Origin of the sequence: Streptomyces sp. 3330 (assembly GCF_031456635.1) — a bacterium.
Classification (GTDB): Bacteria; Actinomycetota; Actinomycetes; order Streptomycetales; family Streptomycetaceae; genus Streptomyces.
On record NZ_JAVDVA010000017.1, the window covers coordinates 165,322 to 189,084 of the forward strand.

Annotated in this window: 19 protein-coding genes; 7 read left to right on the top strand and 12 right to left on the bottom strand. The window is 72.0% G+C overall.

Annotated features, from left to right (window positions below; genetic code table 11):
- Positions 1–16 precede the first annotated feature (16 nt).
- From J2X68_RS26730 to J2X68_RS26775, 10 genes are all read right to left on the bottom strand, one after another.
- A complete protein-coding gene (locus J2X68_RS26730; RefSeq protein ID WP_310435108.1) occupies positions 17–1,786 on the bottom strand; it encodes an IucA/IucC family siderophore biosynthesis protein in 1,770 nt (589 codons plus the stop codon).
- Positions 1,783–2,337: a GNAT family N-acetyltransferase gene (locus J2X68_RS26735; RefSeq protein ID WP_310435109.1), complete on the bottom strand. Its 555-nt coding sequence runs from the start codon at positions 2,335–2,337 to the stop codon at positions 1,783–1,785. The genes J2X68_RS26730 and J2X68_RS26735 overlap by 4 nt, the downstream gene beginning before the upstream one ends.
- Complete coding sequence (locus J2X68_RS26740) at positions 2,334–3,608, bottom strand: lysine N(6)-hydroxylase/L-ornithine N(5)-oxygenase family protein (protein ID WP_310435110.1); 1,275 nt, start codon at positions 3,606–3,608, stop codon at positions 2,334–2,336. The genes J2X68_RS26735 and J2X68_RS26740 overlap by 4 nt, the downstream gene beginning before the upstream one ends.
- Positions 3,592–5,034 carry a lysine decarboxylase DesA gene (desA, locus tag J2X68_RS26745; RefSeq protein ID WP_310435111.1) on the bottom strand — a complete coding sequence of 481 codons (1,443 nt, stop codon included), beginning with the start codon at positions 5,032–5,034 and terminating at the stop codon, positions 3,592–3,594. The genes J2X68_RS26740 and desA overlap by 17 nt, the downstream gene beginning before the upstream one ends.
- Positions 5,035–5,211: 177 nt before the next feature.
- Positions 5,212–6,021, bottom strand: coding sequence for a siderophore-interacting protein (locus tag J2X68_RS26750; RefSeq protein ID WP_310435112.1), 810 nt, complete (start codon positions 6,019–6,021; stop codon positions 5,212–5,214).
- Between the two features lie 117 nt (positions 6,022–6,138).
- Positions 6,139–7,185 carry an ABC transporter substrate-binding protein gene (locus J2X68_RS26755; protein ID WP_310435113.1) on the bottom strand — a complete coding sequence of 349 codons (1,047 nt, stop codon included), beginning with the start codon at positions 7,183–7,185 and terminating at the stop codon, positions 6,139–6,141.
- Between the two features lie 394 nt (positions 7,186–7,579).
- Positions 7,580–8,740 (bottom strand): acyl-CoA dehydrogenase family protein, encoded by a 1,161-nt coding sequence (locus J2X68_RS26760; RefSeq protein ID WP_310435114.1) that lies wholly within the window; start codon positions 8,738–8,740, stop codon positions 7,580–7,582.
- A 6-nt stretch (positions 8,741–8,746) separates the two neighbouring features.
- Positions 8,747–9,679 carry a hydroxymethylglutaryl-CoA lyase gene (locus J2X68_RS26765; protein WP_310435161.1) on the bottom strand — a complete coding sequence of 311 codons (933 nt, stop codon included), beginning with the start codon at positions 9,677–9,679 and terminating at the stop codon, positions 8,747–8,749.
- An 8-nt stretch (positions 9,680–9,687) separates the two neighbouring features.
- A complete protein-coding gene (locus J2X68_RS26770) occupies positions 9,688–11,700 on the bottom strand; it encodes a biotin carboxylase N-terminal domain-containing protein (RefSeq protein WP_310435115.1) in 2,013 nt (670 codons plus the stop codon).
- Positions 11,701–11,714: 14 nt separating this feature from the next.
- Positions 11,715–13,331, bottom strand: a complete 1,617-nt coding sequence (locus J2X68_RS26775) for a carboxyl transferase domain-containing protein (RefSeq protein WP_310435116.1) — start codon at positions 13,329–13,331, stop codon at positions 11,715–11,717.
- A gap of 96 nt (positions 13,332–13,427) precedes the next feature.
- Here J2X68_RS26775 and J2X68_RS26780 point away from each other — a divergent pair, with 96 nt between their 5' ends.
- From J2X68_RS26780 to J2X68_RS26790, 3 genes are all read left to right on the top strand, one after another.
- Positions 13,428–14,021: a TetR/AcrR family transcriptional regulator gene (locus J2X68_RS26780; protein ID WP_310435117.1), complete on the top strand. Its 594-nt coding sequence runs from the start codon at positions 13,428–13,430 to the stop codon at positions 14,019–14,021.
- Between the two features lie 169 nt (positions 14,022–14,190).
- The gene (locus J2X68_RS26785; protein ID WP_310435118.1) at positions 14,191–15,348 is read left to right on the top strand and encodes an acyl-CoA dehydrogenase family protein; all 1,158 of its coding nucleotides are present in this window, start codon (positions 14,191–14,193) and stop codon (positions 15,346–15,348) included.
- Between the two features lie 36 nt (positions 15,349–15,384).
- The gene (locus tag J2X68_RS26790; RefSeq protein WP_310435119.1) at positions 15,385–16,257 is read left to right on the top strand and encodes an acyl-CoA thioesterase II; all 873 of its coding nucleotides are present in this window, start codon (positions 15,385–15,387) and stop codon (positions 16,255–16,257) included.
- A gap of 56 nt (positions 16,258–16,313) precedes the next feature.
- Here the strand turns inward: J2X68_RS26790 and J2X68_RS26795 are convergent, their stop codons facing one another.
- Both J2X68_RS26795 and J2X68_RS26800 read right to left on the bottom strand, forming a co-directional pair.
- Positions 16,314–17,105, bottom strand: coding sequence for a phosphatase (locus tag J2X68_RS26795; RefSeq protein WP_310435120.1), 792 nt, complete (start codon positions 17,103–17,105; stop codon positions 16,314–16,316).
- 66 nt (positions 17,106–17,171) lie between these two features.
- Positions 17,172–18,629, bottom strand: a complete 1,458-nt coding sequence (locus J2X68_RS26800) for a helix-turn-helix domain-containing protein (RefSeq protein ID WP_310435121.1) — start codon at positions 18,627–18,629, stop codon at positions 17,172–17,174.
- 119 nt (positions 18,630–18,748) lie between these two features.
- On the opposite strand from J2X68_RS26800, the gene J2X68_RS26805 reads away from it, so the two are divergent.
- Genes J2X68_RS26805 through J2X68_RS26820 form a run of 4 tightly spaced genes read left to right on the top strand, consistent with a single transcriptional unit; the run spans position 18,749 to position 23,639 of the window.
- Positions 18,749–20,212 carry a sodium:solute symporter gene (locus tag J2X68_RS26805; protein WP_310435122.1) on the top strand — a complete coding sequence of 488 codons (1,464 nt, stop codon included), beginning with the start codon at positions 18,749–18,751 and terminating at the stop codon, positions 20,210–20,212.
- A gap of 56 nt (positions 20,213–20,268) precedes the next feature.
- Positions 20,269–21,237, top strand: coding sequence for an agmatinase (gene speB, locus J2X68_RS26810; RefSeq protein WP_310435123.1), 969 nt, complete (start codon positions 20,269–20,271; stop codon positions 21,235–21,237).
- Positions 21,234–22,934, top strand: a complete 1,701-nt coding sequence (locus J2X68_RS26815; RefSeq protein WP_310435124.1) for a thiamine pyrophosphate-binding protein — start codon at positions 21,234–21,236, stop codon at positions 22,932–22,934. The genes speB and J2X68_RS26815 overlap by 4 nt, the downstream gene beginning before the upstream one ends.
- A gap of 42 nt (positions 22,935–22,976) precedes the next feature.
- Positions 22,977–23,639 (top strand): DinB family protein, encoded by a 663-nt coding sequence (locus tag J2X68_RS26820; protein ID WP_310435125.1) that lies wholly within the window; start codon positions 22,977–22,979, stop codon positions 23,637–23,639.
- The last annotated feature ends 124 nt before the right edge of the window (positions 23,640–23,763 follow it).

Consider the following 23,763-nt stretch of genomic DNA (forward strand, 5'->3'; position numbering starts at 1 on the left):
GCGCCCGCCGCCTGGATCAGAACCCTGTGACGGGATTCTTCAGGGTTCCGACCAGCTGGAGGGCGCCCGACGGGTCGGCCAGGTCCACCATCTGCCGGTTGTCGCGCAGCTGGAGACGGTTGAGGCAGGACAGGGCGAACTCGGGGGCGAACAGGTCGTACTGGCGGAACTTGTCGGCCAGTTCGGGGTTCGCCTCCTGGTAGGCGCGGGTGACCTCGGCGACCGTGCGCCAGAAGTCGTCCTCCGCGAGGATCCCCTCGGCGGCGAGGCCGGCCGCCAGGAAGCGGAAGAAGCAGTCGAAGACGTCCGTGAAGACGGACAGGAGCTTCTTGTCCTCGGGCACCTCGACGCGGATGCGCCGGACCTCGGGCGGCAGCACCGCGTCCGGGTCCATGACGGCGATCTCCTCGGCGATGTCCTTGTAGATCGCCCGCTGCACCGCCCCGTCCTTCAGCACCAGGATGGTGTTCTCGCCGTGCGGCATGAACACCAGGTCGTAGGCGTAGAAGCTGTGCAGGAGCGGGGTGTAGTACGCCTCCAGATAGCCGCGCAGCCACTCCGTCGGCGGCAGGCCCGACTGCTCGATCAGCGCGCCGGCCACCGAGTCGCCCTCGTGGTCCACATGGATCAGGGAGGCCATGGTCGCGAGCGACTCGCCGTCGCGGAGCGTCGGGACCGGGCTCTCCCGCCACAGCGCGGCCAGCATCTTGCGGTACGGCGAGTAGCGGTCCGTCGCCGCCTCGTACTCCAGGTGCCGGTAGCCGACGGCCGCGCGCTCCCGGATGATCGACAGGCCCGTCGACCGCAGCACCGGGTCGTTGTCGATGAGCTGGGCCAGCCAGTCGTTGATGGCCGGGGTCGCCTCCATGTACGCGGCCGAGAGACCGCGCATGAAGCCCATGTTGAGGACGGACAGGGCCGTCTTCACATAGTGCTTCCCGGGGTGCGAGGAGTTGAAGAACGTCCGGATGGACTGCTGCGCCAGGTACTCGTCGTCGCCCTCGCCCAGGCAGACCAGGTTCCCGCGCGCGATCTCGGCGGCGAAGGTGACGCTGAGCTTGTTCCACCACTGCCAGGGGTGGACCGGGATGAGGAGGTAGTCGTCCGGGTCCCGGTCCCGCTCGCGCAGGATCCCGTCGAACCGCTCGACCGTCTTCTCGCCCAGCTCCTCCCGCACGAACGACGCGTACTCGATGCCGGCGCCCGCCGTGAACGCGGCCCGCGACCGGTGGGCGGCCAGCCACACCAGCCGGACCGGGCTCGCCGTCTCCGGGGCGTACGACAGGTACTCGTGGATGCCGAAGCCGAGGCGTCCGTTGTTGGCGACGAAGCAGGGGTGGCCCTCGGTCATCCCGGTCTCGATGGCCTGGAAGCCGCTCCTGGCCAGCTCGGCCGAGGTGATCCGCGGTTTCGTCAGCTTGTAGCAGGTGCCGGACAGGGTGGAGGAGATCTCCTCCAGGTAGACCGGCAGGATCTCCTCGCTCAGGCCCAGCGTGTTCTTCAGCTCGATGAAGAAGTCCAGCGCGGCGAGCGGGAGTTCGGCGCCGTCTCGGGTGCGGGTGATCGAGTCGGCGTCCACCTGCCAGTGGTCGAGGGCGCGCCGGACGGCGGTGAAGCCGTAGGAGGTCAGCCCGTCGTCGCTGCGGACGACGAAGCGGCCGTCCTTCTCCTCGGGGGTGATCAGGCGCTCGTGCGCGAACTCCGCGAGGGCTTTGCGGACGAGCAGACGGTTGGCCTGCTCCCAGCGCTCGGGGGAGAGGTGGGAGACGGCGTCGGCGAGGCTCATGCCTGCACCCCCGTGGCCGCGGCGAACTGCTCGCGGGTGCAGAAGCTCAGCAGGGCCCGCTTCTCCGGCTTCTGGATCTCCCGCTCGGGCACGAAGCCGACGGCCTCGTTGAGGGCGTGCACGGCCGTGTTGGAGACGTCCGGCTCGACGACGACCCGGGAGGTGGCCGGGTCGTCGAAGAGGCGGGCCATCACGGCGGTGATCACGGCCCGGGTGAACCCGTGCACCGGCCGGTCGGTGGGGGCGACCAGGAAGTGCATGCCGACGTCGCCGGGCCGCGGCTCGTACAGGCCGACCAGCTCACGGTGGGCCGGGTCGTAGTGCTCCATCAGGAAGGCGGGCTCGCCGTCGTGCAGGCCGATGAGGGCGTGGCTGTGCTCGTCGGCCGTGATGTCCATGTAGGCGCGCTCGACGTCCACCAGCCGGGCGTTCTGCATCATCCAGTACGCGGCTTTGGGGTGGGTGACCCAGCGGTGCAGCAGCTCGGCGTCCTCGAGGGGGTCGAGGGGCCGGAAGGTCAGTCGGCCGACGCCGGCCGTGGTCGTGCTCATACGGAGAACTCCTGGAACGCGATGGTCTTCTCGACCGGGTAGTACTCGCTGCCGAGCAGGTCGCGGATGATCGAGCTGTTGCGGTACGCGCCCATGCCGAGGTCGGGGGAGGTGATGCTGTGGGTGTGCGCGCCCGCGTTCTGGAGGAACACGCCCCGGCCCGTGGTGTCGATGGAGTAGTTGCGGGCGATGTCGAAGTTGCCGTGGGAGTCGTAGCGCAGTCTGTCCCGGACGGGCGCGAGGAACTCCGGCTCGGTGTACCGGTAGCCGGTGGCCAGGACCAGGCCCTCGGAGCTCAGCTCGAAGTCCTTCTCCTGCTCCTCCTGGCGGAAGGCGAGGGTGTAGGCGCCGTCGGCGTGACGCGCGGCGACCAGCGAGGAGTTGGTGAGCAGCCGGGTGGGCACCGGGCCGCCGAGGTTCTTCTGGTAGAGCAGGTCGAAGATCTCGTTGATGAGGTCGCCGTCGATGCCCTTGTAGAGGTTCTTCTGCTCGGCCGTCAGCCGGTAGCGGGTCCGCTCCGGCAGCTCGCGGAAGTAGTCGATGTACTCGGGGGAGGTCATCTCCAGCGTGAGCTTGGTGTACTCGAGCGGGAAGAAGCGCGGGGAGCGGGTGACCCAGTTCAGCCGGTAGCCGTGGACGTCGATCTCGCTGAGCAGGTCGTAGTAGATCTCGGCGGCCGACTGGCCGGAGCCGACCAGCGTGATCGACTCCTTCTTCTGGAGTTCCGCCTTGTGCCGCAGGTAGCGGGAGTTGTGCACGAAGTCGCCGCCGAGGTCCGCGCAGGCCTCGGGGAGGTACGGGGGAGTGCCGGTGCCGAGGACCAGGTGCCGGGCGCGGTAGCGCTCGCCGGCGGTGGTCCGCACGACGTACAGGTCGTCCTCGTACGTCACTTCGGCGACCGTGGTCGAGAAGCGCACGCTGCTCAGCTTGCCGGCGGCCCAGCGGCAGTAGTCGTCGTACTCGACCCGCAGCGGATAGAAGTTCTCGCGGATGTAGAACGAGTACAGCCTGCCTTTCTCCTTCAGGTAGTTGAGGAAGGAGTACGGCGAGGTCGGGTCGGCCAGGGTGACCAGGTCCGACATGAACGGCGTCTGGAGGTGCGCGCCGTCGAGGAACATGCCCGAGTGCCACTCGAAGTCCGGCTTGGACTCCAGGAAGACGCCGTCGAGCGTGTCGATGGGCTCGGTGAGGCAGGCGAGGCCGAGGTTGAAGGGGCCGAGCCCGATCCCCACGAAGTCATAGGTGCGGCTGGCTTCAGGAAGCGCGGTCAAGGGAGTCTCCCAGGTACTGCTCGGCGTGGCCGGCGATCAGGTCGAGGACGGCGGCGATGTCGTCGGTGGTCGTCTCGGGGTTCAGCAGGGTGAACTTCAGGTAGTGGCGGGCGCCGACCTTGGTTCCCGCGACCACCGCGTCACCGGAGGCGAACAGCGCCTTGCGGGCGTACAGGTTGGCGCGGTCGATCTCGGCCGGGTCCGTGACGGCGGCGGGGATGTAGCGGAAGACGAGGGTCGAGAGCGAGGGCTGGACGACGACGTCGAAGCGGGGGTCGGCGGCCAGCAGGCGCCAGCCCTCGACGGTCAGGTCGCACACCTCGTCGAAGAGCTGCCCGATGCCGTCGGCGCCCATCACGCGCAGGGTCATCCACAGCTTGAGGGCGTCGAAGCGCCGGGTGGTCTGCAGGGACTTGTCCACCTGGTTGGGGATGCGCTCCTGCACCATGCGGCGCGGGTTGAGGTACTCGGCGTGATAGGTGGCGTGCCGGAGCGTCGCCGCGTCGCGGACCAGGACGGCCGACGAACTCACCGGCTGGAAGAAGGACTTGTGGTAGTCGACGGTGACGGAGTCGGCGCGCTCGATGCCGTCGATCCGGTCCCGGTACTTCACGGAGGCGAGCAGGCCGCAGCCGTAGGCCGCGTCGACGTGCATCCAGGCGCCGAACCGGTCGCACAGTTCGGCTATCCCGGGCAGCGGGTCGATGGAGCCGAAGTCGGTGGTGCCGGCGGTGGCGACCACGGCCATGGGCGTCAGACCGGCCTCCTCGCACCGCTCCAGTTCGCGGGCGAGCGCGACGGTCTGCATCCGCTTGTCGCTGTCCACCGGGACGGACACCACGGCGTCCGGGCCGAGGCCCAGCAGTTTCGCGGACTTCTTCACGCTGAAGTGGCTGACCTCGGAGGCGAAGATGCGCAGCTCGGCGAGGTTCTCCGTCTTGGCCTCCTCGCGGGCCAGCAGCAGCGCCTGGAGGTTGGACTGGGTGCCGCCGGAGGTGAACACGCCGTCGGCGGCCGGGCCGAGGCCGATCCGGGCCGTCGTCCAGTCGATCAGTTTGCGCTCGATGAGGGTGCCGCCGGCCGACTGGTCCCAGGTGTCGAGGGAGGAGTTGACGGCCGACAGGACCGCCTCGCCCAGCACGGCGGGGATGACGACCGGGCAGTTGAGGTGCGCGAGGTAGCGGGGGTGGTGGAAGTAGACCGCGTCGCGGAGGTAGACCTCCTCCAGCTCGTCCAGGACGGCCGTGGTGTCGTACAGCGGCTTGTCCAGGTCGATCCCGTCGATACGGGGCGCGAGGGCGTCGACCGAGACGCCGGTGAACGGACGGTCGGTGGCGGCGATTTTGGCGGCCACCCGCTCTACTCCTTCGGTCACGGAGCGGCGGTACTGCTCCGCGGTCGTGTCATTGAGCAGGTGCGAGCGCATGGTGGGGGTCCTCCGGGGGGTGGGGACGAGGTCTGCTGCGGGACGGGCTCGGGGACGGAGCCTCGGCTTGAACTTAGGTTAGCCTAACCTAAGTTCTACGGAGCGGGGCCTGCCTCTTCCGTGACCGTGATCACGTCGGCGCCCCCGCCCGGTGGGCAGCGGGGGCGCGGGGGGTGGCTACTCCGCCGCGCGGAGCTGTTCCTCGTTCATGCCCTGCCGCCAGTACCCGACGAAGGTGATGCGGCGCCGGTCGAACCCGCGCTCCCTCACGAAGTGGCGGCGCAGGGCCTTCACGCACCCCGACTCGCCCGCGATCCAGACGTACGGGCGCTCGGCGGCGGGGAGCCGGGCCTCCCGGAGGGCGTCCACGGAGCCCGCCCCGACCACCCAGGTGACCTCGGCGTCCGCCGCGGTCGTCAACTCCTGGACGTCGCCGGCGTCGTGGACCTCCAGCCAGACCCGGACGCGCTGTCCGGCCGGCAGGGACTCCAGGATCGACGCGATGGCCGGAAGGGCGCTCCCGTCGCCCCACAGCACGATCAGGTCGGTGTCGCCGGGCGGCCGGAACCGGATCGCCCGGTTGTCGGCCAGCGCCGGGCCCAGCAGGACCACCCGGTCCCCGGCGCCGGCGCCCGCGGCCCAGGCGGAGGCGGGTCCGGCGGGGGTGTGCAGCACGAAGTCGACGTCGATCTCGTCGGGATCGCGCCGCAGCGCCCGCAGGGTGTACGACCGCATCACGGCCCGTACGCCGTCCGGCAGTTCACGCCAGGCCTGCCACCAGCCGTCCCCGAGTTCGTGGGGCACCCGCGGCTCGCTCTGCCCCGGATGCGGCAGGAACAGCGAGAGCGACTGGTCGTGCCCGTCGGAGAAGAAGTGCTCGAGGTCCTGCCCGGCGAAGGTGACCCGGACCAGGGAGGGGCCGAGCCGCCGGGTCCGGACGACGTGGAGGGAGAAGAACCGAAAGGGCGCGACGACGGCGGTGGTCACGGGGGTGCTCCTGTGGGTGCGGGGAGGACGTGCCGGCCTTCTTGTTCAGGGGCGCGGGCGACCGCGGGCCCGGTCACGGCCGGGCCCGCGGTCGCCCGCGGCGCTCGCGTCTCCGGGTCAGGAGACCTTCTTCGCCTTCTCGAGAGCCTCGGCGAGGTTCTCCAGCAACGGCACGCACTTCGCGTAGGAGAGGATCGGCTCCGGCGACCGCGCGATGACCTGACCCGCCTTCACCGCGGGCAGCTTCTTCCAGGTCGCCTCGGTGATGTCGGCGGGCTGGATCGTCGAGGAACGGTCGTCCATCATGATGATGTCGGCCGCGTACTTGTCGACGTTCTCCCAGCTGAGCGACTCGTACCAGCCGCCGCCCTCGGCCTTCGCGCTCTCCGGCGGCTCGACGAAGTTCACGCCGAGGGCCTTGAAGTACTCCAGGTCGATGGAGAGGTTGGTGCCGGAGACGTAGAAGAGCGCCTCGCTCGCGGAACCGGCCAGCACCTTGATCTCGGGCTTGGCCTTGGCGGCGGCCCGCAGCCGGGCGGCCGCCGCCTCGAACTTCTTCTTGGCGTCGGTGACGGCGGCCGCCGTCATGTCGGCGCCGAGCGACTCGGCCAGCTCCCACATGCGCTGGAGCGGCGCGGTCAGCTGACGGTCGTAGACGGAGACGCCGACGCTCGGGGCGAGCTTGGCTATCTTGTCCTTGGAGGCCTCCGGGACGTACCAGAGGGTGCCGGCGCTGTCGAACATCGTGGAGATGAGCACGTCGGGCGCGAGAGCCGCGTACTTCTCGACGTTGAACTCGTCCCAGACGTTGCCGATGACCGTCACCTTGCTGACGTCCATGTCGCCGGCCTGCACGTCGGCCTTGCCCGCGGCGGTCTTGGTCGGGCCGAACACGCCCTTGACCTGGATGCCGTAGTCGTACAGGGCGGCGCCGACGCCGGTGAAGGCGACGATGTTCGCGGGGATCTTGTCGAGCTTCACCGTGGTGCCGCGGTCGTCCTTGAACGTCCAGGAACCGGACTTGGCCGAGGAACTCGCCGACGAGGAGCCACCGCTGCTCGCGTCGTCGTCCCCGCAGGCGGCGAGGGCGGCACCGAGGCCCAGTGCGCCACCGACGGCGAGGATGCCACGGCGGGTGGGACGAGCGGCTCTGGCGTTGGACATGTCTCTGGCTACTTTCGAACGGGGCGGATCACCCGTGGACGGTTCGAACGTAGGTTAGCCTAACCTCAGCTCGTGTCCAGGGGGTGGTTCCGGGTTGTGGAACGCCCGCGTCGGCGCATGCCCGCTTGCTGTGCCCCTCCTGTGGATCAAAGGTGTACGGGATGTCAGGAAGCCGATTGAGGGCCGGAGTTGCCGTTCGCGCCGAGGAGATGTGCGCGGCGGCCGCACCGTCGCAGGGCGCGCCGTGGAGGCCGCCGCACCGGCCCGGACGGAACGGCACGGCGGCCTCGTGCGCGCGGCCTTCGCGCGGTCGGACCGGCTTCCGGCCCCCGCGCGGGCGCGTCACCGGGGGCCCGGGCGCCCCGCTGCGGCGCTCGGGCCCCCGGCCCCGGTCTCAGACGGGCAGCCCCAACTCGCGGGCGACCAGCATCCGCTGGACCTCGCTCGTGCCCTCGCCGATCTCCAGGATCTTGGAGTCGCGCCACATCCGGGCGACCGGGTACTCGTTCATGAAGCCGTAGCCGCCGTGCACCTGGGTGGCGTCACGGGCGTTGTCGACGGCGATCGTCGACGAGTACAGCTTGGCGAGGGCGGCTTCCTTCTTGAAGGGCTCGCCGGCCACCAGCCGTGAGGCCGCGTCCCGCCAGGCGAGGCGGGCCGTGTGGGCTTTCATCTCCATGTCGGCGATCTTGAACTGGATGGCCTGGTTGGCGCCGATCGGACGACCGAACGCGTGCCGTTCCTTCGCGTACTTCACCGACTCGTCCACACAGCCCTGCGCGAGGCCGGTGGCCAGCGCCGCGATGGCGATGCGCCCCTCGTCGAGGATCCGCAGGAACTGCGCGTACCCGCGGCCCTCCTCGCCCAGCAGGTTCGCCGCCGGGACGCGCACGTCCGAGAAGGACAGCTCACGGGTGTCGGAGGCGTTCCAGCCGACCTTCGAGTACGGGCCGGCGACCGTGAAGCCCGGGGTGCCGGACGGGACGATGATCGCCGAGATCAGCGGCCGGCCGTCCGGCTTGCGACCGGTCACCGCCGTGACCGTGACCAGCCCCGTGATGTCCGTGCCCGAGTTGGTGATGAAGCACTTGGTGCCGTTGATCACCCACTCGTCCGTCCCGGGGTCGAGCCGGGCCGTCGTGCGGGTCGCGCCCGCGTCGGAACCGCCGTCCGGCTCGGTCAGCCCGAAGGCGCCGAGGATCTCGCCGGAGCACAGCCGCGGCAGCCACTCGCGCTTCTGCTCGGGCGTCCCGAAGAGATGGATCGGCATGGCGCCCAGCGAGACGCCCGCCTCCAGGGTGATCGCCACGGACGAGTCGACGCGCGCGAGCTCCTCCAGCACGATGCCGAGGGCCAGGTAGTCGCCGCCCATGCCGCCGTGCTCCTCGGGGAACGGCAGCCCGAACAGGCCCATGCGGCCCATCTCGCGGACGATCTCGTACGGGAACTCGTGGCGCTCGTAGAAGTCACCCATCTTGGGCGCGACCACGTCGTGCGCGAACTCCTCGACGGTGCGGCGGAGTTCTTCCAGTTCGGGGGAGAGACGGTGGTCCATTTCGGGTCACTGCTCCTTGTGGGACTGTGCCGTGCCGAGTGCTCGGACGGTGCGGGAAGGGCTGGGTCGGCCCAGTCGGCCGGCCATCCACTCGCTTGTGGCGACGAGACGGCCGAGGTCCACCCCCGTGTCGATGCCGAGGCCCCGCAGCATCCACACGAGGTCTTCGGTGGCGAGATTGCCGGTGGCGGACTTGGCGTACGGGCAGCCGCCGAGGCCGCCCGCCGAGGCGTCGACGGTGGTGACGCCGTGCTGGAGCGCGGCGAGGGTGTTGGCGAGCGCCTGGCCGTACGTGTCGTGGAAGTGCACGCCCAGCGCGTCCGTGGGTACGCCCTGGTCGTTCAGCGCGGTCAGCAGGGCCCGGACGTGACCCGGGGTGGCCACGCCGATCGTGTCGCCCAGGCTCAGTTCGTCGCAGCCCAGGTCGAGCAGGGCCCGGCAGACCCGGACGACCTGCTCGATCGGGACCGCGCCCTCCCAGGGGTCGCCGAAGCACATGGAGAGGTAGCCGCGCACATGCACGTCCTGCGCCTTGGCCCGGGCCACCACCGGCCCGGACATCGCCAGCACCTCGTCCACCGAGCGGTTGAGGTTGGCCTTGGCGAAGGACTCCGTGGCGCTGGCGAAGACGGCGACCCGGCGGGCGCCCAGGGACAGGGCGCGGTCCAGCCCGCGTTCGTTCGGCACCAGGACCGGGAGCGCCGCCCCGAGCCCGCTCACCCGCGGGAACAGCTCCTCGGCGTCGGCGAGTTGGGGGACCCAGCCGGGGTGCACGAAGCTGGTGGCCTCGATGGTGGTCAGGCCCGCGTCGGCGAGGCGGTGGACGAACTCCGCCTTGACGGCCGTCGGCACGGTCGCCTTCTCGTTCTGCAGACCGTCGCGCGGGCCCACCTCGTGGATACGCACCCGCGTCGGCAGGCCCGCGGCCGGTACGGCCATCGGAAGTGTCACTGTTCCTCCTGTGCCTCTGCCTCGGCCGGGGCGATGACGGCCAGCACCTGGTCCATGGCGACCGTCGTGCCCGGCGTCACGTCCAGCTCGGCGACCGTGCCGGCGTGCGGGGCGGAGATGACGTGCTCCATCTTCATCGCCTCGACCACGAGCAGGCTCTGGCCCGCGGCCACCTCGTCGCCGACGGCGACCTTCACCACCGTGACCGTGCCGGGCATGGGCGCGGTGAGCGAGTCGGCGCCCGCGTGGGCCCCTCGGGAGAGGGAGTCGGCGACCGGATCGTGGTCGCGCACGTTCCACGCGTCGCCGTCCCGGCCGAGCCAGGTGCCGTCCGGCACCGCTGCCCAGGACCGGGCGACGCCGTCCAGCCGGCAGTCGAACCGGGGATCCGCCCCGGGCGCCGGGAGCGGGCCCCCGGCGCCGCGCAGCGGGGTGTCCGCCCCGTCCACCAGCACCTCGGCCGTGCCGTCCGCCGCGCCGCGCACCCGGACGGTCACCGGGTCGTGCCCCGGCACGTGCAGGTGGTGCGCCGTCCAGGCGGGCTCGCCGCCCAGCCGCCAGCCGTCCGCGACGGCGAACGGGTCCACCCAGCCCGTGCCGGACGCGGGGGTGAGCGCGGCCTGGCGCAGCAGCGCCGCCGCCGCGTAGACGTCCTGCGGCACGTCGGCCGCGACGAGCGTCGCGGCCTCCCGCTCCACCAGGCCCGTGTCCAGGTCGCCCGCCACCACCGCCGGATGGGCCAGCAGCCGGCGCAGGAACCCGGCGTTGGTCTGCACGCCCAGCGTGACCGTCTCCGCGAGGGCCGCCCGGAGCTTGCGCAGCGCGGTCTCCCGGTCCGGTCCGTAGGCGATCACCTTGGACAGCATCGGGTCGTAGAGGCTGCCGACCTCGGTGCCCTCGCTCAGCCCCGAGTCGGTGCGTACGCCGTCGCCCCGGGGTTCGCGCAGCCGCAGCACCGTCCCGCCGGAGGGCAGGAACCCGCGCGCGGGGTCCTCGGCGCAGATCCGCGCCTCGACCGCGTGCCCGGTCAGCCGGACGTCGTCCTGGCCGAAGGACAGCGGCTCGCCGGCGGCCACCCGCAGCTGCCACTCCACCAGGTCCACCCCGGTGACCAGTTCGGTGACCGGGTGCTCCACCTGGAGGCGGGTGTTCATCTCCATGAAGTAGTACGAGGACGGGTCGGTGCCCGGCACGATGAACTCCACCGTGCCCGCGCCCCGGTACCCGCAGGAACGGGCCGCCTGGACCGCCGCCTCGCCCATGGCCGCGCGGGTCCTCTCGTCCAGCAGGACCGAGGGCGCCTCCTCGACGATCTTCTGGTGCCGGCGCTGGAGGGAGCACTCGCGCTCGCCCAGGTGCACCACGTTCCCGTGGCCGTCCGCCAGCACCTGGATCTCGATGTGCCGGGGCCGGTCCACCCACCGCTCGACGAGGAGCGTGTCGTCCCCGAAGGAGGCGCGGGCCTCCCGGCGGGCGGCGGCGATCTCCTCCTCCAGCACGGCCAGGTCCCGCACCAGGCGCATGCCCTTGCCGCCGCCGCCGGCCGACGGCTTGAGCAGGACGGGCGCGCCCAGCAGGTGGGCCGCCTCGGCCAGCTCGGGGTCCCGCCCGCCGGGGACGACCGGCACCCCGGCCGCCTGCACGGTCTCCTTGGCGCGGATCTTGTCGCCCATCAGGGAGATGGCGTCGGCGGGCGGTCCGATGAAGACCAGCCCGGCGTCGGCGCACGCGCGCGCGAAGCCGGCGTTCTCCGCCAGGAAGCCGTAGCCGGGGTGGACCGCCTCCGCGCCGGTGCGGGCGGCCGCCTCCAGCAGCCGCTCCACCGACAGATAGCTCTCGGCGGCCGGCGCGGGACCGATCCGCACGGCGGTGTCCGCCTCCCGGACGTGCCGGGCGTCCGCGTCGGCGTCGGAGAAGACGGCCACCGAGCGCACGCCCAGCGCGCGCAGGGTGCGGATCACGCGGACGGCGATCTCGCCCCGGTTGGCCACAAGCACGGTGTCGAACATCAAGGCTCCCCTCCTCACATCCGGAAGACGCCGAACTGGGGGTCACCCAGCGGCGCATGGGCACAGGCGGTCAGGGCGAGGCCCAGGACCTGCCGGGTCTCCAGCGGGTCGATGACGCCGTCGTCCCAGAGGCGGGCGGTGGCGTAGTAGGCGTTGCCCTGGCGCTCGTACTGCTGCCGGACCGGTGCCTTGAAGGCCTCTTCCTCGTCCGCGGACCACTCCTGGCCCCGTGCCTCGAGCTGGTCCCGCTTGACGGTCGCGAGGACGGAGGCGGCCTGCTCGCCGCCCATGACGGAGATCTTGGCGCCCGGCCACATCCACAGGAAGCGGGGCGAGTAGGCCCGGCCGCACATGGAGTAGTTGCCGGCGCCGTACGAGCCGCCGACGACGACCGTCAGCTTCGGCACGCGCGTGCACGCCACGGCCGTCACCATCTTGGCGCCGTGCTTGGCGATGCCGCCGGCCTCGTAGTCCCGGCCGACCATGAACCCGGAGATGTTCTGGAGGAACACCAGCGGGATCCCGCGCTGGTCGCACAGCTCGATGAAGTGGGCGCCCTTCTGGGCGGACTCGGAGAACAGGATGCCGTTGTTGGCGACGATGCCGACCGGGTGGCCGTGGATCCGGGCGAAGCCGGTGACCAGGGTCTGCCCGAACTCGGCCTTGAACTCCGCGAAGCGGGAGCCGTCGACCACGCGCGCGATGACCTCGCGCGCGTCGTAGGGGGTACGGGAGTCGACGGGCACCGCGCCGTACAGCCCGTAGGGGTCGACCTTCGGCTCGACGGAGGGCTTGACCTCCCAGGGCAGCGCCCCGCGCGCGGGCAGCGTGGCGACGATGTTCCGGACGATGCGCAGCGCGTGCGCGTCGTCCTCCGCGAGGTGGTCGGTCACGCCGGACACCCGCGCGTGCACCTCGCCGCCGCCCAGCTCCTCCGCGGTGACGACCTCGCCGGTGGCGGCCTTCACCAGCGGGGGCCCGCCCAGGAAGATCGTGCCCTGGCCGCGGACGATGACGGCCTCGTCGCTCATGGCCGGGACGTAGGCCCCGCCGGCCGTGCACGAGCCCAGCACCGCGGCGATCTGCGGGATCCCGGCCCCGGACATCCGGGCCTGGTTGTAGAAGATCCGCCCGAAGTGCTCCCGGTCCGGGAACACCTCGTCCTGCATGGGCAGGAAGGCCCCGCCGGAGTCCACCAGGTACAGACAGGGCAGCCGGTTCTCGAGGGCGACCTCCTGGGCCCGCAGGTGCTTCTTCACCGTCATCGGGTAGTACGTGCCGCCCTTGACGGTGGCGTCGTTGGCGACGATCACGCACGCGCGTCCGCCGACCCGCCCGATCCCCGCGATGACCCCGGCCGCCGGGGCCTGCCCCTCGTACATGCCGTCTGCGGCGAGGGGGGCGAGCTCCAGGAAGGGCGAACCCGGGTCCAGGAGGGTGTCGACCCGGTCCCGGGGCAGCAGTTTCCCGCGCGCGGTATGGCGCGCCCTCGCCTTCTCCCCACCCCCCAGCCGGGCCGCGGCCAGCTTGCCGCGCAGCTCTTCGACGAGTGCGCGGTGCGCCGCCTCGTTGGCCCGCCAGGCCTCCGACGCGGGGTCTGCCGCGCTCGTCAGCTCCGGTGCCTGCTCCATCCTTGCGGTCCCCTCACCCAGTGATCGACTGTTAATGAGCGTTAACCATTTCCATCAGGTTAACGACCGCTAACCTCCCTGTCTAGAATTGCCTTCATGGCCACGAGAACCGACGCCCCCACCCGTCGCGAGCAGATCCTCAGGGAGGCCGCGCGGCTGTTCGCCGAGCGCGGGTTCCACGGCGTCGGGGTGGACGAGATAGGCGCCGCCGTCGGCATCAGCGGGCCGGGGCTCTACCGGCACTTCCCGGGCAAGGACGCGATGCTCGCCGAGTTGCTGGTCGGCATCAGCGGCCGGCTCCTGACCGGGGCGAAGCGCCGCCTCCAGGAGGCCGACGGCGTGCCGCCCGAGGCCTTCCTCGACTCGCTCGTCGAGGGCCACATCGACTTCGCCCTCGACGACCGTCCTCTGATCACCCTGCACGACCGTGAGCTGGACCGCCTCCGTGACAGCGACCGCAAGCTGGTCCGCCAGCTCCAGCGGCAGTACGTCGAACTGTGGGTGGAGGCCCTGCGTGCCGTGTATCCCGGCCTCGCCGAGCCGACCGCCCGCTCGGCGGTGCACTCCGTCTTCGGTCTGCTGAACTCCACCCCGCACCTCGGCCGTCCGGGTTCCCTGCCCGGCCGCGCGGCCACCGCGGCCCTGCTGCACCGGATGGCCAGGGGGGCCTTCGCGGCGGCCGTGGAGTGACGAGCGTTACCCCCGTCCCACCCTGGACGCTCTTCGTACTCGCCGGTACGGTTGTTCTCTGAGCAAGCGCTTAGCCAATGAGGGCCGCAACCATCACTTGAGCACCCCGACGGCGAGCAACCAGGTACGCGAGAGCGGCGCCGGTTTAGGCGCAAGAAGGGTGGCGGCGGTGCGCCGTACGGTGTTCAACGAGGATCACGAGGCGTTCCGGGAGACCCTCCGGGCCTTCATCGAGGCCGAGGTCGTCCCCGTCTACGACGAGTGGTTCGCGGCCGGCCAGGCGCCGCGCGACTTCTACTACAAGCTCGCCGAGCTCGGCGTCTTCGGCATCCGCGTCGACGAGGAGTACGGCGGCGCCGGCATCGACTCGTACAAGTTCGAGGCCGTGCTGTACGAGGAGACCGCCCGCGCTGGCGTGTCCTTCGGCGGCTCCGGGGTGCACGTGCTGCTCGGTCTGCCGTACATCAAGCTGCTCGCCACCGACGAGCAGAAGAAGCGCTTCCTGCCGAAGTTCGTCTCCGGCGAGGAGATGTGGGCGATCGCGATGACCGAGCCGGGCACCGGCTCCGACCTCGCGGGCATGAAGAGCACCGCCAAGCTCTCCGAGGACGGCACGCACTACGTCCTCAACGGCTCCAAGACCTTCATCACCGGTGGCGTGCACGCCGACCGCATGATCGTCTGCGCCCGCACCTCCGCGCCCACCGCCGAGGACCGCCGCCACGGCATCTCCCTCTTCGTGGTGGACACCAAGGCCGAGGGCTACTCGGTCGGCCGCAAGCTGGACAAGCTCGGCCTGAAGACCTCCGACACCGCCGAGCTGGCGTTCGTCGACGTCAAGGTGCCCGTCGAGGACCTGCTCGGCGAGGAGAACAAGGGCTTCTACTACCTCGGCCACAACCTCGCCTCCGAGCGCTGGGGCATCGCCTACGGCGCGTACGCGCAGGCCAAGGCCGCCGTCCGGTTCGCCAAGCAGTACGTGCAGGAGCGCGTCGTCTTCGGCAAGCCGGTCGCGCACTTCCAGAACACCAAGTTCGAGCTGGCCGCCTGCCAGGCCGAGGTCGACGCGGCCGAGGCCGTCGCCGACCGCGCCACGGAGGCCCTGGACGCGGGCGAGCTGACCCCGGCCGAGGCCGCCAGCGCCAAGCTGTTCTGCACCGAGGTCGCCCACCGCGTCATCGACCGCTGCCTCCAGCTGCACGGCGGCTACGGCTTCATGAACGAGTACCCGATCGCCCGCCTGTACGCGGACAACCGCGTCAACCGCATCTACGGCGGCACCAGCGAGATCATGAAGTCGATCATCGCGAAGGACATGGGCCTGTAAGCAGTCCGCAATCACGGACCGCTACAACCGGATGCCATGAGCCAGGCACTACAGGATCTCCTCGATCTGCTCGACATCGAGCAGATCGAGGAGAACATCTTCCGCGGCCGGTCCCGCTCCGCCGTCGTCCCGCGCGTCTTCGGCGGGCAGGTCGCGGCGCAGGCGCTGGTCGCCGCCGGACGGACGGTCCCCGAGGACCGTCTCGCCCACTCCCTGCACGCGTACTTCCTGCGCATGGGCGACCCGGGCGCGCCCATCGTCTACACGGTCGACCGGATGAACGACGGCCGGTCCTTCACCGCGCGCCGCGTCGTCGCCGTCCAGCACGGACAGCCGATCTTCGCGCTGTCCGCCTCCTTCCAGCGGCACGAGGAGGGTTTCGACCACCAGGCCCCCATGCCGCCCGCCCCGGACCCGGCCACGCTGCCCACCTCCGAGGAACGGCTGCGCGGCTACGCCCATCTCGATCCCGAGGTCGTCGAGAGGTTCCTGGAGGCCCGTCAGGCGGTCGACCTGCGCTATGTCGACGAGCCGCCGTACGGCCGGTTCGGCGCACCGCGCGAACCGCACTCCCAGGTCTGGTTCCGCGCCAACGGCAAGCTGTCCGACGACCCGCTCCTGCACGTCGTCCTCGCCACCTACGTCTCCGACATGACGCTCCTCGACTCGGTCCTCCTCGCGCACGGGCGCGGCGGCTGGGCGGTCGGGGACGTGGTGGGAGCGTCGCTGGACCACGCGATGTGGTTCCACCGCCCGTTCCGCGCCGACGAGTGGCTCCTCTACGACCAGGAGTCGCCGTCCGCGCACGGCGGCCGGGGCCTCGGCCAGGCCCGCATCTACACCCAGGACGGGCGGCTCGCCGTCTCGGTGATCCAGGAAGGCGTGGTCCGCGCCCCCCGGGGCGGCTGAGCACCCGGGCGCCGCACCGCGCGTGCGGCGCCCCTCCCCGGGGTCTTCTCCCCGCCCTAGTCGGTCAGCCCCGCCCCGGCCAGCAGGTACGCGGTCATCACGTCGTAGTGGCGCGGGCTGACGACATGGTCGTCGAGGGGGACCGCGACCTGGACGGTGCCCTCCGACTCGGCGAGGAACAGCGCCGGGTCGTTGCAGTCGGCGTAACCGACGGAGTCGACGCCGTGCTGCCCGGCGTAGCCCGCCCAGCCGTGGTCGGCCACGACCAGGTCGGGCAGCGGCCGGCCCTCGCGCTCGAGCGCGGTGAGGATGGCCTTCATCGGCTCGCCCGAGTGGGTGTGCCAGAGCGTGGCGCCGTGTTCGAGGACCGCCACGTCGGCCAGCTGCCAGACGTACCCCTCGTCCGTCTGGAGCCCCTCCGGGATGACGACGATCTCGCAGCCGGCCGCGCGCAGGGCGGCGGCGGTGGCCCGGTGCACGTCGAGGAGACCACCCGGGTGGCCGGTGGCGAAGAGGACCCGCTGCCGGCCCTCGGCCGCCTTGCGCAGCCGGGCCGCGAGCCGGTCCAGGCCGTCGGCCGTCAGCTCGGGGTCGATGGTGTCCTGGCCGTAGCGGTACTCGGGATCGTCGTTCACGCCGACCCGCTCGGCCATCACCGCGAGCACGTCCTGCTCGTCGGTCCAGCGGTCGCCGAGCTCCAGGCCGAGCCAGAAGTTGCGGACGCCGTTCGCGAGCTGGCGGTAGTGCGAGAGGTTGTTCTCGCGGGGCGTGGCGACGTCCCCGGCGATACGGGTTCTGACGAGGTGGTCGACGAGTTCGGCGCGGCTGGGCGTCCCGGGTATCGGCATGGTTTCCATTGTGAGGCAGCGGGCTGTGCGCGTCCGTGCTGTTCCGGACGCTGGGACACGCGTCACTCAGTGGTGTTTCAGCGAGAACCACAGCTCCGTCCGGACATCCGGATCGTCCAGGTCCGTCCCCAACAGGGCCGCGCAGCGGGCGATCCGCTGCCGCACGGTGTTGCGGTGCACGGTCAGGGCCACCGCCGTGCGGTCCCAACTGCCATGCAGGGAAAGCCAGGTGCGCAGCGTCTCGAGGAGCGCGGCGCTCGTGGTGCTCGCCTCGATCGGGGCGAGGAGCGCCCGCGCGTGGGCCCGGGCCTCGTCGTCGGGCACCAGGTCCAGCAGCCCGGCCCCGGAGCCGTGGCGGACGAGCGCCGTGCGGGTGGCCCGCGCCCGGGCCAGCGCGCGGGCCGCCTGCGCGTCGGCGGCCGGCCAGTCGGCGGGGGCCGCGTCCGCGCTGACGCCGAGGGTCCAGCCCGGCTGCGGCTGCGGCGCGCCGTCGGCCGGCACGAGGACCCGTACGACGTCCTGCGCGAGGTCGACCAGCGGTGACCCGAGTCCGGCGCCGAGCGCGGAGGCCGCCACCGGGTCGGGCGCCTGCGCGTCCGGCCGGGCGTGCACCACGCGCCACCGCTCGCCCCCCAGCAGCGGGGCCACCTCGGCGGGCGCGGCCCCCAGCAGCAGCCGCACGAGCGCCGACGAGCGGGCCGCCCCCGAGCCGCTCTGGTGCTCGCCGGTGAGGAGCGAGAGCAGGACGGCGGCGACGGAGGCGATGGTGTGGTCCCCGGGGTCGCGCCGGGGCGCCGCCACCCCGAGCACGAACCCCCGGCCGGTCCCGAGCGCGTAGGCGGCGAGGTGGGTCCCGTCGGCGGTGGTGTCGCTGGCGGTGGCGGAGGCGCGGGAGAGGAGGAGGCGGGCGAGCCCGGCGAGCGGGGCGTCCGCGGACGTCTGCCCCGCCCCCGCGATCTCCGTCCCCTCCGGCCCGTACAGCACCGCGCGTCCCCCGATCCGCTGGGCGAGCTGGCGCAGGACGGACGGCACCGGGTCCGGGCGTGAGGCGGCGGCCGCGAGGCTCTGCTGGGCCTCCGTCACCCGGCGCAGCTCGGCGGTGCGGGCCCGCTCCAGCAGCTGCCAGACGGCGCGGGCCACGGCCGAGAACGTCGTCTGCTCGGGCACCTCCAGGAGCGGCAGCCCGTACGTCTCGCAGGCGGCGACCAGCGCCCTCGGCACGGTGTCGTGCACCGGCGCGACCCCGAACCCGAGCGCCGCGCCGCCCGCCGCGACGATCCGCGAGACGTAGTCCTCGAAGTAGGTGCCCGACCCGGCCGCCTCCGGGATGTGCACGCCGGCCGTCAGCAGCAGCTCGCCGCCCAGCAGGTACGGGTACGGGTCGGACATCTCCGAGGTGTGCGCCCCGTGCAGCACGGCGCCGGGGTCGGCGGGCCCGGCGATCTGCCGCAGGGCGAGGTCCTCGCGGGCCAGCAGGGCGGCGAGGGGGACCGGTGGCGTGGGGGGTGCGGCGAGCTCCGGCACGGTGGACGTTCCCTCCACTGAGCATGGATCGAGTGGATGAAACGTACACTTCCAGGGCACTTTTCGGCCACCTAGGGTCAACTCCCGAACCACCTCAGCCATCGAGAAGGGTGGGCCCCATGGCCGTCGACTACACCGTGATCGTCGTCTATCTGGCCGGCATGCTGGCCATGGGCTGGTGGGGCATGCGCCGCGCCCGCTCGAAGAGCGAGTTCCTCGTCGCCGGGCGTCGCCTCGGGCCGGTCATGTACTCCGGCACCATGGCCGCGATCGTCCTCGGCGGCGCGTCCACCATCGGCGGCGTGGGTCTGGGATACCAGTACGGACTGTCCGGCGCCTGGATGGTGTTCACCATCGGCCTGGGCCTGCTCGCCCTCTCCGTCTTCTTCTCGGCCCGCATCGCCCGCCTCAAGGTCTACACGGTCTCCGAGATGCTGGACCTGCGCTACGGCGGCCGGGCCGGCGTGATCTCGGGCGTGGTGATGTGGGCGTACACCCTGATGCTCGCCGTGACGTCGACCATCGCCTACGCCACCATCTTCGACGTCCTCTTCGACATGAACAGGACCGTCGCCATCGTCCTCGGCGGCTCCATCGTCGTCGCCTACTCGACGCTGGGCGGCATGTGGTCGATCACCCTCACCGACATGGTGCAGTTCGTGGTGAAGACGATCGGCGTGCTCCTGCTGCTGCTGCCGATCGCGGTCGTCAAGGCGGGCGGCTTCGGCGAGATGAAGGCGAAGCTGCCGACCGGCTACTTCGACCCGCTGGGCATCGGCGGCGAGACGATCTTCACCTATGTGCTGATCTACACCTTCGGCATGCTCATCGGCCAGGACATCTGGCAGCGCGTGTTTACCGCCCGCGGCGACCGGACGGCGAAGTGGGGCGGCACGGTGGCGGGCACCTACTGCCTCGTGTACGCCCTCGCCGGCGCCGTCATCGGTACCGCGGCCAAGGTCCTCTACCCGGACCTCGCCTCCGCGGACGCCGCCTTCGCGACGATCGTCAAGGACGAACTCCCGGTCGGCGTGCGGGGACTGGTGCTGGCCGCCGCGCTCGCCGCGGTGATGTCGACCTCGTCGGGCGCGCTGATCGCCTGCGCGACCGTCGCCAACAACGACATCTGGTCCCGGCTGCGGGGCGTGGTGAGCGCCGACGGCGGGGAGCGCGACGAGGTCAGGGGGAACCGCCTGTTCATCCTGCTGATGGGCGTCGCGGTGATCGTCACGGCGATCGCCCTGAACAACGTCGTCGAGGCGCTGACGGTGGCCTACAACCTGCTCGTCGGCGGACTGCTGGTGCCGATCCTCGGCGGGCTGCTGTGGAGGCGCGGCACGGTGCAGGGCGCCCTCGCCTCGGTCGTGGCCGGCGGCGTCGCGGTGATCGGCCTGATGGCCGGTTACGGCATCCTCGCCAACGAGCCGGTCTACTACGGCCTGCTCGCCTCCCTGGCCGCCTACCTCGCGGTGTCCCTGGTCACCCCGGCCACCGACCCCGCCGTCCTGGCCGCCTGGCGCGAGCGACTGGCCGGACGGACCCCCGAGAACGCCGGGCCCTCGCCCGTCCCGGTGTCCCAGTAGAGTCGTACGAGAAGTAGTACATACGCGATGAAGCGTAAGAAAGAGAGCATGTGAGCATGAGCGGCAACGAGACGCCCCGCGGCCCCGTCGACTCCTCCCGCATCCCGCGGTACGCCGGTCCCGCGACCTTCGCCCGGCTGCCCCGCCTCGACGAAGTCGGCCGCGCCGACGTCGCGGTGGTGGGTGTGCCGTTCGACTCGGGCGTCTCGTACCGCCCGGGCGCCCGCTTCGGCGGCAACGCGATCCGTGAGGCCTCCCGGCTGCTGCGGCCGTACAACCCGGCGCAGGACGCCTCCCCCTTCGCCCTCGCCCAGGTCGCGGACGGCGGCGACATCGCGGTCAACCCGTTCAACATCCACGAGGCCGTGGAGACGATCGAGGCCGCGGCCGACGACCTGCTCGGCACCGGCGCCCGCCTGATGACCCTGGGCGGCGACCACACCATCGCGCTGCCGCTGCTGCGCTCGGTCGCGAAGAAGCACGGCCCGGTGGCCCTGCTCCACTTCGACGCGCACCTCGACACCTGGGACACGTACTTCGGCGCCGAGTACACCCACGGCACGCCGTTCCGCCGGGCCGTGGAGGAGGGCATCCTCGACACCGAGGCCCTCTCCCACGTCGGCACCCGCGGCCCGCTGTACGGCAAGCAGGACCTGACCGACGACGAGAAGCTGGGCTTCGGCATCGTCACCTCGGCGGACGTCTACCGGCGCGGCGCCGACGAGGTCGCCGACCAGCTGCGTCAGCGCATCGGCGACCGCCCCCTCTACATCTCCATCGACATCGACTGCCTCGACCCGGCGCACGCCCCCGGCACCGGGACCCCGGAGGCGGGCGGCATGACCTCGCGCGAGCTCCTGGAGATCCTGCGCGGCCTGGCCTCGTGCCACCTGGTCTCCGCGGACGTCGTCGAGGTGGCCCCCGCGTACGATCACGCGGAGATCACGTCGGTGGCCGCGTCCCACACGGCGTACGAACTGACCACGATCATGTCCCGACAGATTGCCGAGGCTCGCGCGAAGTGACTCACGACCACGACCTGGTGCTCCGCCCGACGGAGGCGCAGACCGCCGCTGCTCTGAACCCTCCCGCCGGTCGCAACGGCGGAGACCTGGTCGTGGAGACCCTGGCCGGGCTCGGCGCGACCACCGTGTTCGGGCTGCCCGGCCAGCACGCGCTCGGCATGTTCGACGCGCTGCGCCGCTCCTCGCTGCGGTACATCGGCCTGCGGGTGGAGAACAACGCGGGGTTCGCGGCGGACGCGTACGGCCGGATCACGGGCGAGGCGGCCCCGCTGCTGCTGTCGACGGGTCCGGGCGCGCTGACCTCGCTCGCGGCGCTCCAGGAGGCGGCGGCCGCCTCGGCGCCGGTGCTCGCGATCAGCAGCCAGGTCCCGACGGCCGGCCTGGGCGGCGGACGCCACGGCTATCTGCACGAACTGCCCGACCAGGCGGCCTCGTTCCGGGGCGTGGTGAAGTCCGTCCACACCGTCCGCACCCAGTCCCAGATCCCGTCCGCGATCGAGGCGGCCTGGAAGTCCGCGCTGAGCGTGCCGCACGGACCGGTGTGGGTGGAGATCCCGCAGGACGTGCTCCTCGCGCAGACCGGGATCCCGGTGGTGACCGGTGGCGACGCCTTTCCCGAGGAGCTGCCGCCGCGCCCCGAACTGACCGCCGTGGCGGCCGATCTGCTGGCGAAGGCCGTTCGTCCGGCGATCATCGCGGGCGGCGGGGTCGTACGGTCGGACGCCTCGGGCAAGCTGCGCCGGCTGGCGGAGGCCCTGCAGGCCCCGGTGGTCACCACGCCCGGCGGCAAGGGGGCGTTCCCCTGGACGCACCCCCTCTCGCTCCAGTCCTGGATCGAGGACCGGCACACCACGGACTTCCTCGAGGACGCGGACGTCCTCCTGGTCGTCGGCTCGGGGCTCGGCGAACTCTCCTCCAACTACCACACGTTCAAGCCCCGCGGCCGGGTCGTCCAGATCGAGGCGGACCTGGGGAAGCTGGAGTCGAACCATCCGGCGCTCGGCATCCACGCCGACGCGCGACTGGCGTTGCAGGCGCTCCTCGAGACCGTGGAGCCGGTGGAGGAGCGGGCGCGGCCGGAGGCCGCCGAACGCGTCCGCGAGGTCCTCGCCAAGGTCGCCGACCGCATCGCCGCCCAGGAACTCACCCTGGAGCAGGAGGTGCTGGCGTCGGTCCGCAGGGCGCTGCCGGCCGACTCCCCCTCCTTCTGGGACATGACGATCCTCGCGTACTGGGCCTGGTCGGCCTTCGACGCCAAGGGCCCCAACCACATGCACTCGGCCCAGGGCGCGGGCGGCCTGGGCTACGGCTTCCCGGCGGCGCTGGGCGCGGCGGCGGCCGACCCGACCCGCCCGGTGCTGGCGGTGTCGGGGGACGGCGGCGCCCTGTACTCGATCGCGGAGCTGGCGACGGCCAGGCAGTACGACCTGAACGTCACCTGGCTGATCGTCGACGACGGCGGTTACGGCATCCTGCGCGAGTACATGACCGACGCCTTCGGCGAGCCCACGGCCACCGAGCTGACCCGCCCGGACTACGTGGCCCTGGCGGAGTCCTTCGGCGTGCCGGGGGTGCGGACGTCCCCGGAGACCCTGGAGACGGACCTGGCGAAGGCCCTGTCCACGCCCGGCCCCTCGGTCGTCGTCCTCCCGGCGGTGCTGCGGATGTTCGCGCCCACGCACCTTCCCGCGTCCTAGGCGACCGGCGGGCCCGCGCGGGCCCGCTGCTACGGTCCCGGCATGTCTGAAGCTCTCGGATCACCCGGCCCCGTCACCGCCGACGACGTGCAGGAGGCGGTCCGGTCGGCGGTGGCCGCCCTGCGCGGCGCCGAGACGGCCGACTGGGACGCCAAGGCCGGTTCCCTGGACTGGAGTTGCTGGGAGACGGTCGAGCATCTGGCCGACGACCTGTTCGCCTACGCCGCCCAACTGGGCCCGCGGGGCGGGCCGCCGGACACCGAGGTGCCCTTCGTGTGGCGCGCGGAGCGGCCCGGTGCGCCGGCGAACGTCGTCTTCGCCGACCGGACGGCCGGGGCGGCCGGACTCGCGCGGGTGCTGGAGGCCTGCGGGGCGCTGCTGACCGCGATGGTGCGGACGACGCCGGCGAGCGTCAGGTCGCATCACGTCTTCGGGGCTTCCGACCCCGAGGGGTTCGCCGCCATGGGGGTCGTCGAGACGCTGGTGCATCTGCACGACGTCGCCGAGGGGCTCGGGGTCCGGTGGGAGCCGGACGCCGCCCTGTGCGACCGGGTGCTGGCGCGGCTCTTCCCGGACGCGCCGGCCGGCACCGGCCGGTGGCCCACCCTGCTGTGGGCCACCGGCCGGGGAGAACTCCCGGGTCACGCGCGTCTCACGCGGTGGCGTTGGTACGGCGCTCCGCGCGGCGAGGGCGGGCGGCGGTAGCCCGGGCCCGGGTTCAGCAGGCGCCCGGGCCCATCGCGTCGATCCGGCCCCCGAAGTCGCCCAGGTGGCGCGAGCGGTAGTCGGCGTGACAAGAACACCGACGCGCGCCCCGGAGATCGCCCGC

Coding starts and splice junctions, on each gene's coding strand:
- J2X68_RS26805 (WP_310435122.1), top strand. CDS start 18,749: ATGGCCGTCGACTACACCGTGATCGTCGTCTATCTGGCCGGCATGCTG.
- J2X68_RS26775 (WP_310435116.1), bottom strand. CDS start 13,331: ATGGAGCAGGCACCGGAGCTGACGAGCGCGGCAGACCCCGCGTCGGAG.
- J2X68_RS26820 (WP_310435125.1), top strand. CDS start 22,977: ATGTCTGAAGCTCTCGGATCACCCGGCCCCGTCACCGCCGACGACGTG.
- J2X68_RS26765 (WP_310435161.1), bottom strand. CDS start 9,679: ATGGCCGTACCGGCCGCGGGCCTGCCGACGCGGGTGCGTATCCACGAG.
- J2X68_RS26760 (WP_310435114.1), bottom strand. CDS start 8,740: ATGGACCACCGTCTCTCCCCCGAACTGGAAGAACTCCGCCGCACCGTC.
- J2X68_RS26790 (WP_310435119.1), top strand. CDS start 15,385: ATGAGCCAGGCACTACAGGATCTCCTCGATCTGCTCGACATCGAGCAG.
- speB (WP_310435123.1), top strand. CDS start 20,269: ATGAGCGGCAACGAGACGCCCCGCGGCCCCGTCGACTCCTCCCGCATC.
- J2X68_RS26795 (WP_310435120.1), bottom strand. CDS start 17,105: ATGCCGATACCCGGGACGCCCAGCCGCGCCGAACTCGTCGACCACCTC.
- J2X68_RS26755 (WP_310435113.1), bottom strand. CDS start 7,185: ATGTCCAACGCCAGAGCCGCTCGTCCCACCCGCCGTGGCATCCTCGCC.
- J2X68_RS26730 (WP_310435108.1), bottom strand. CDS start 1,786: ATGAGCCTCGCCGACGCCGTCTCCCACCTCTCCCCCGAGCGCTGGGAG.
- J2X68_RS26735 (WP_310435109.1), bottom strand. CDS start 2,337: ATGAGCACGACCACGGCCGGCGTCGGCCGACTGACCTTCCGGCCCCTC.
- J2X68_RS26780 (WP_310435117.1), top strand. CDS start 13,428: ATGGCCACGAGAACCGACGCCCCCACCCGTCGCGAGCAGATCCTCAGG.
- desA (WP_310435111.1), bottom strand. CDS start 5,034: ATGCGCTCGCACCTGCTCAATGACACGACCGCGGAGCAGTACCGCCGC.
- J2X68_RS26770 (WP_310435115.1), bottom strand. CDS start 11,700: ATGTTCGACACCGTGCTTGTGGCCAACCGGGGCGAGATCGCCGTCCGC.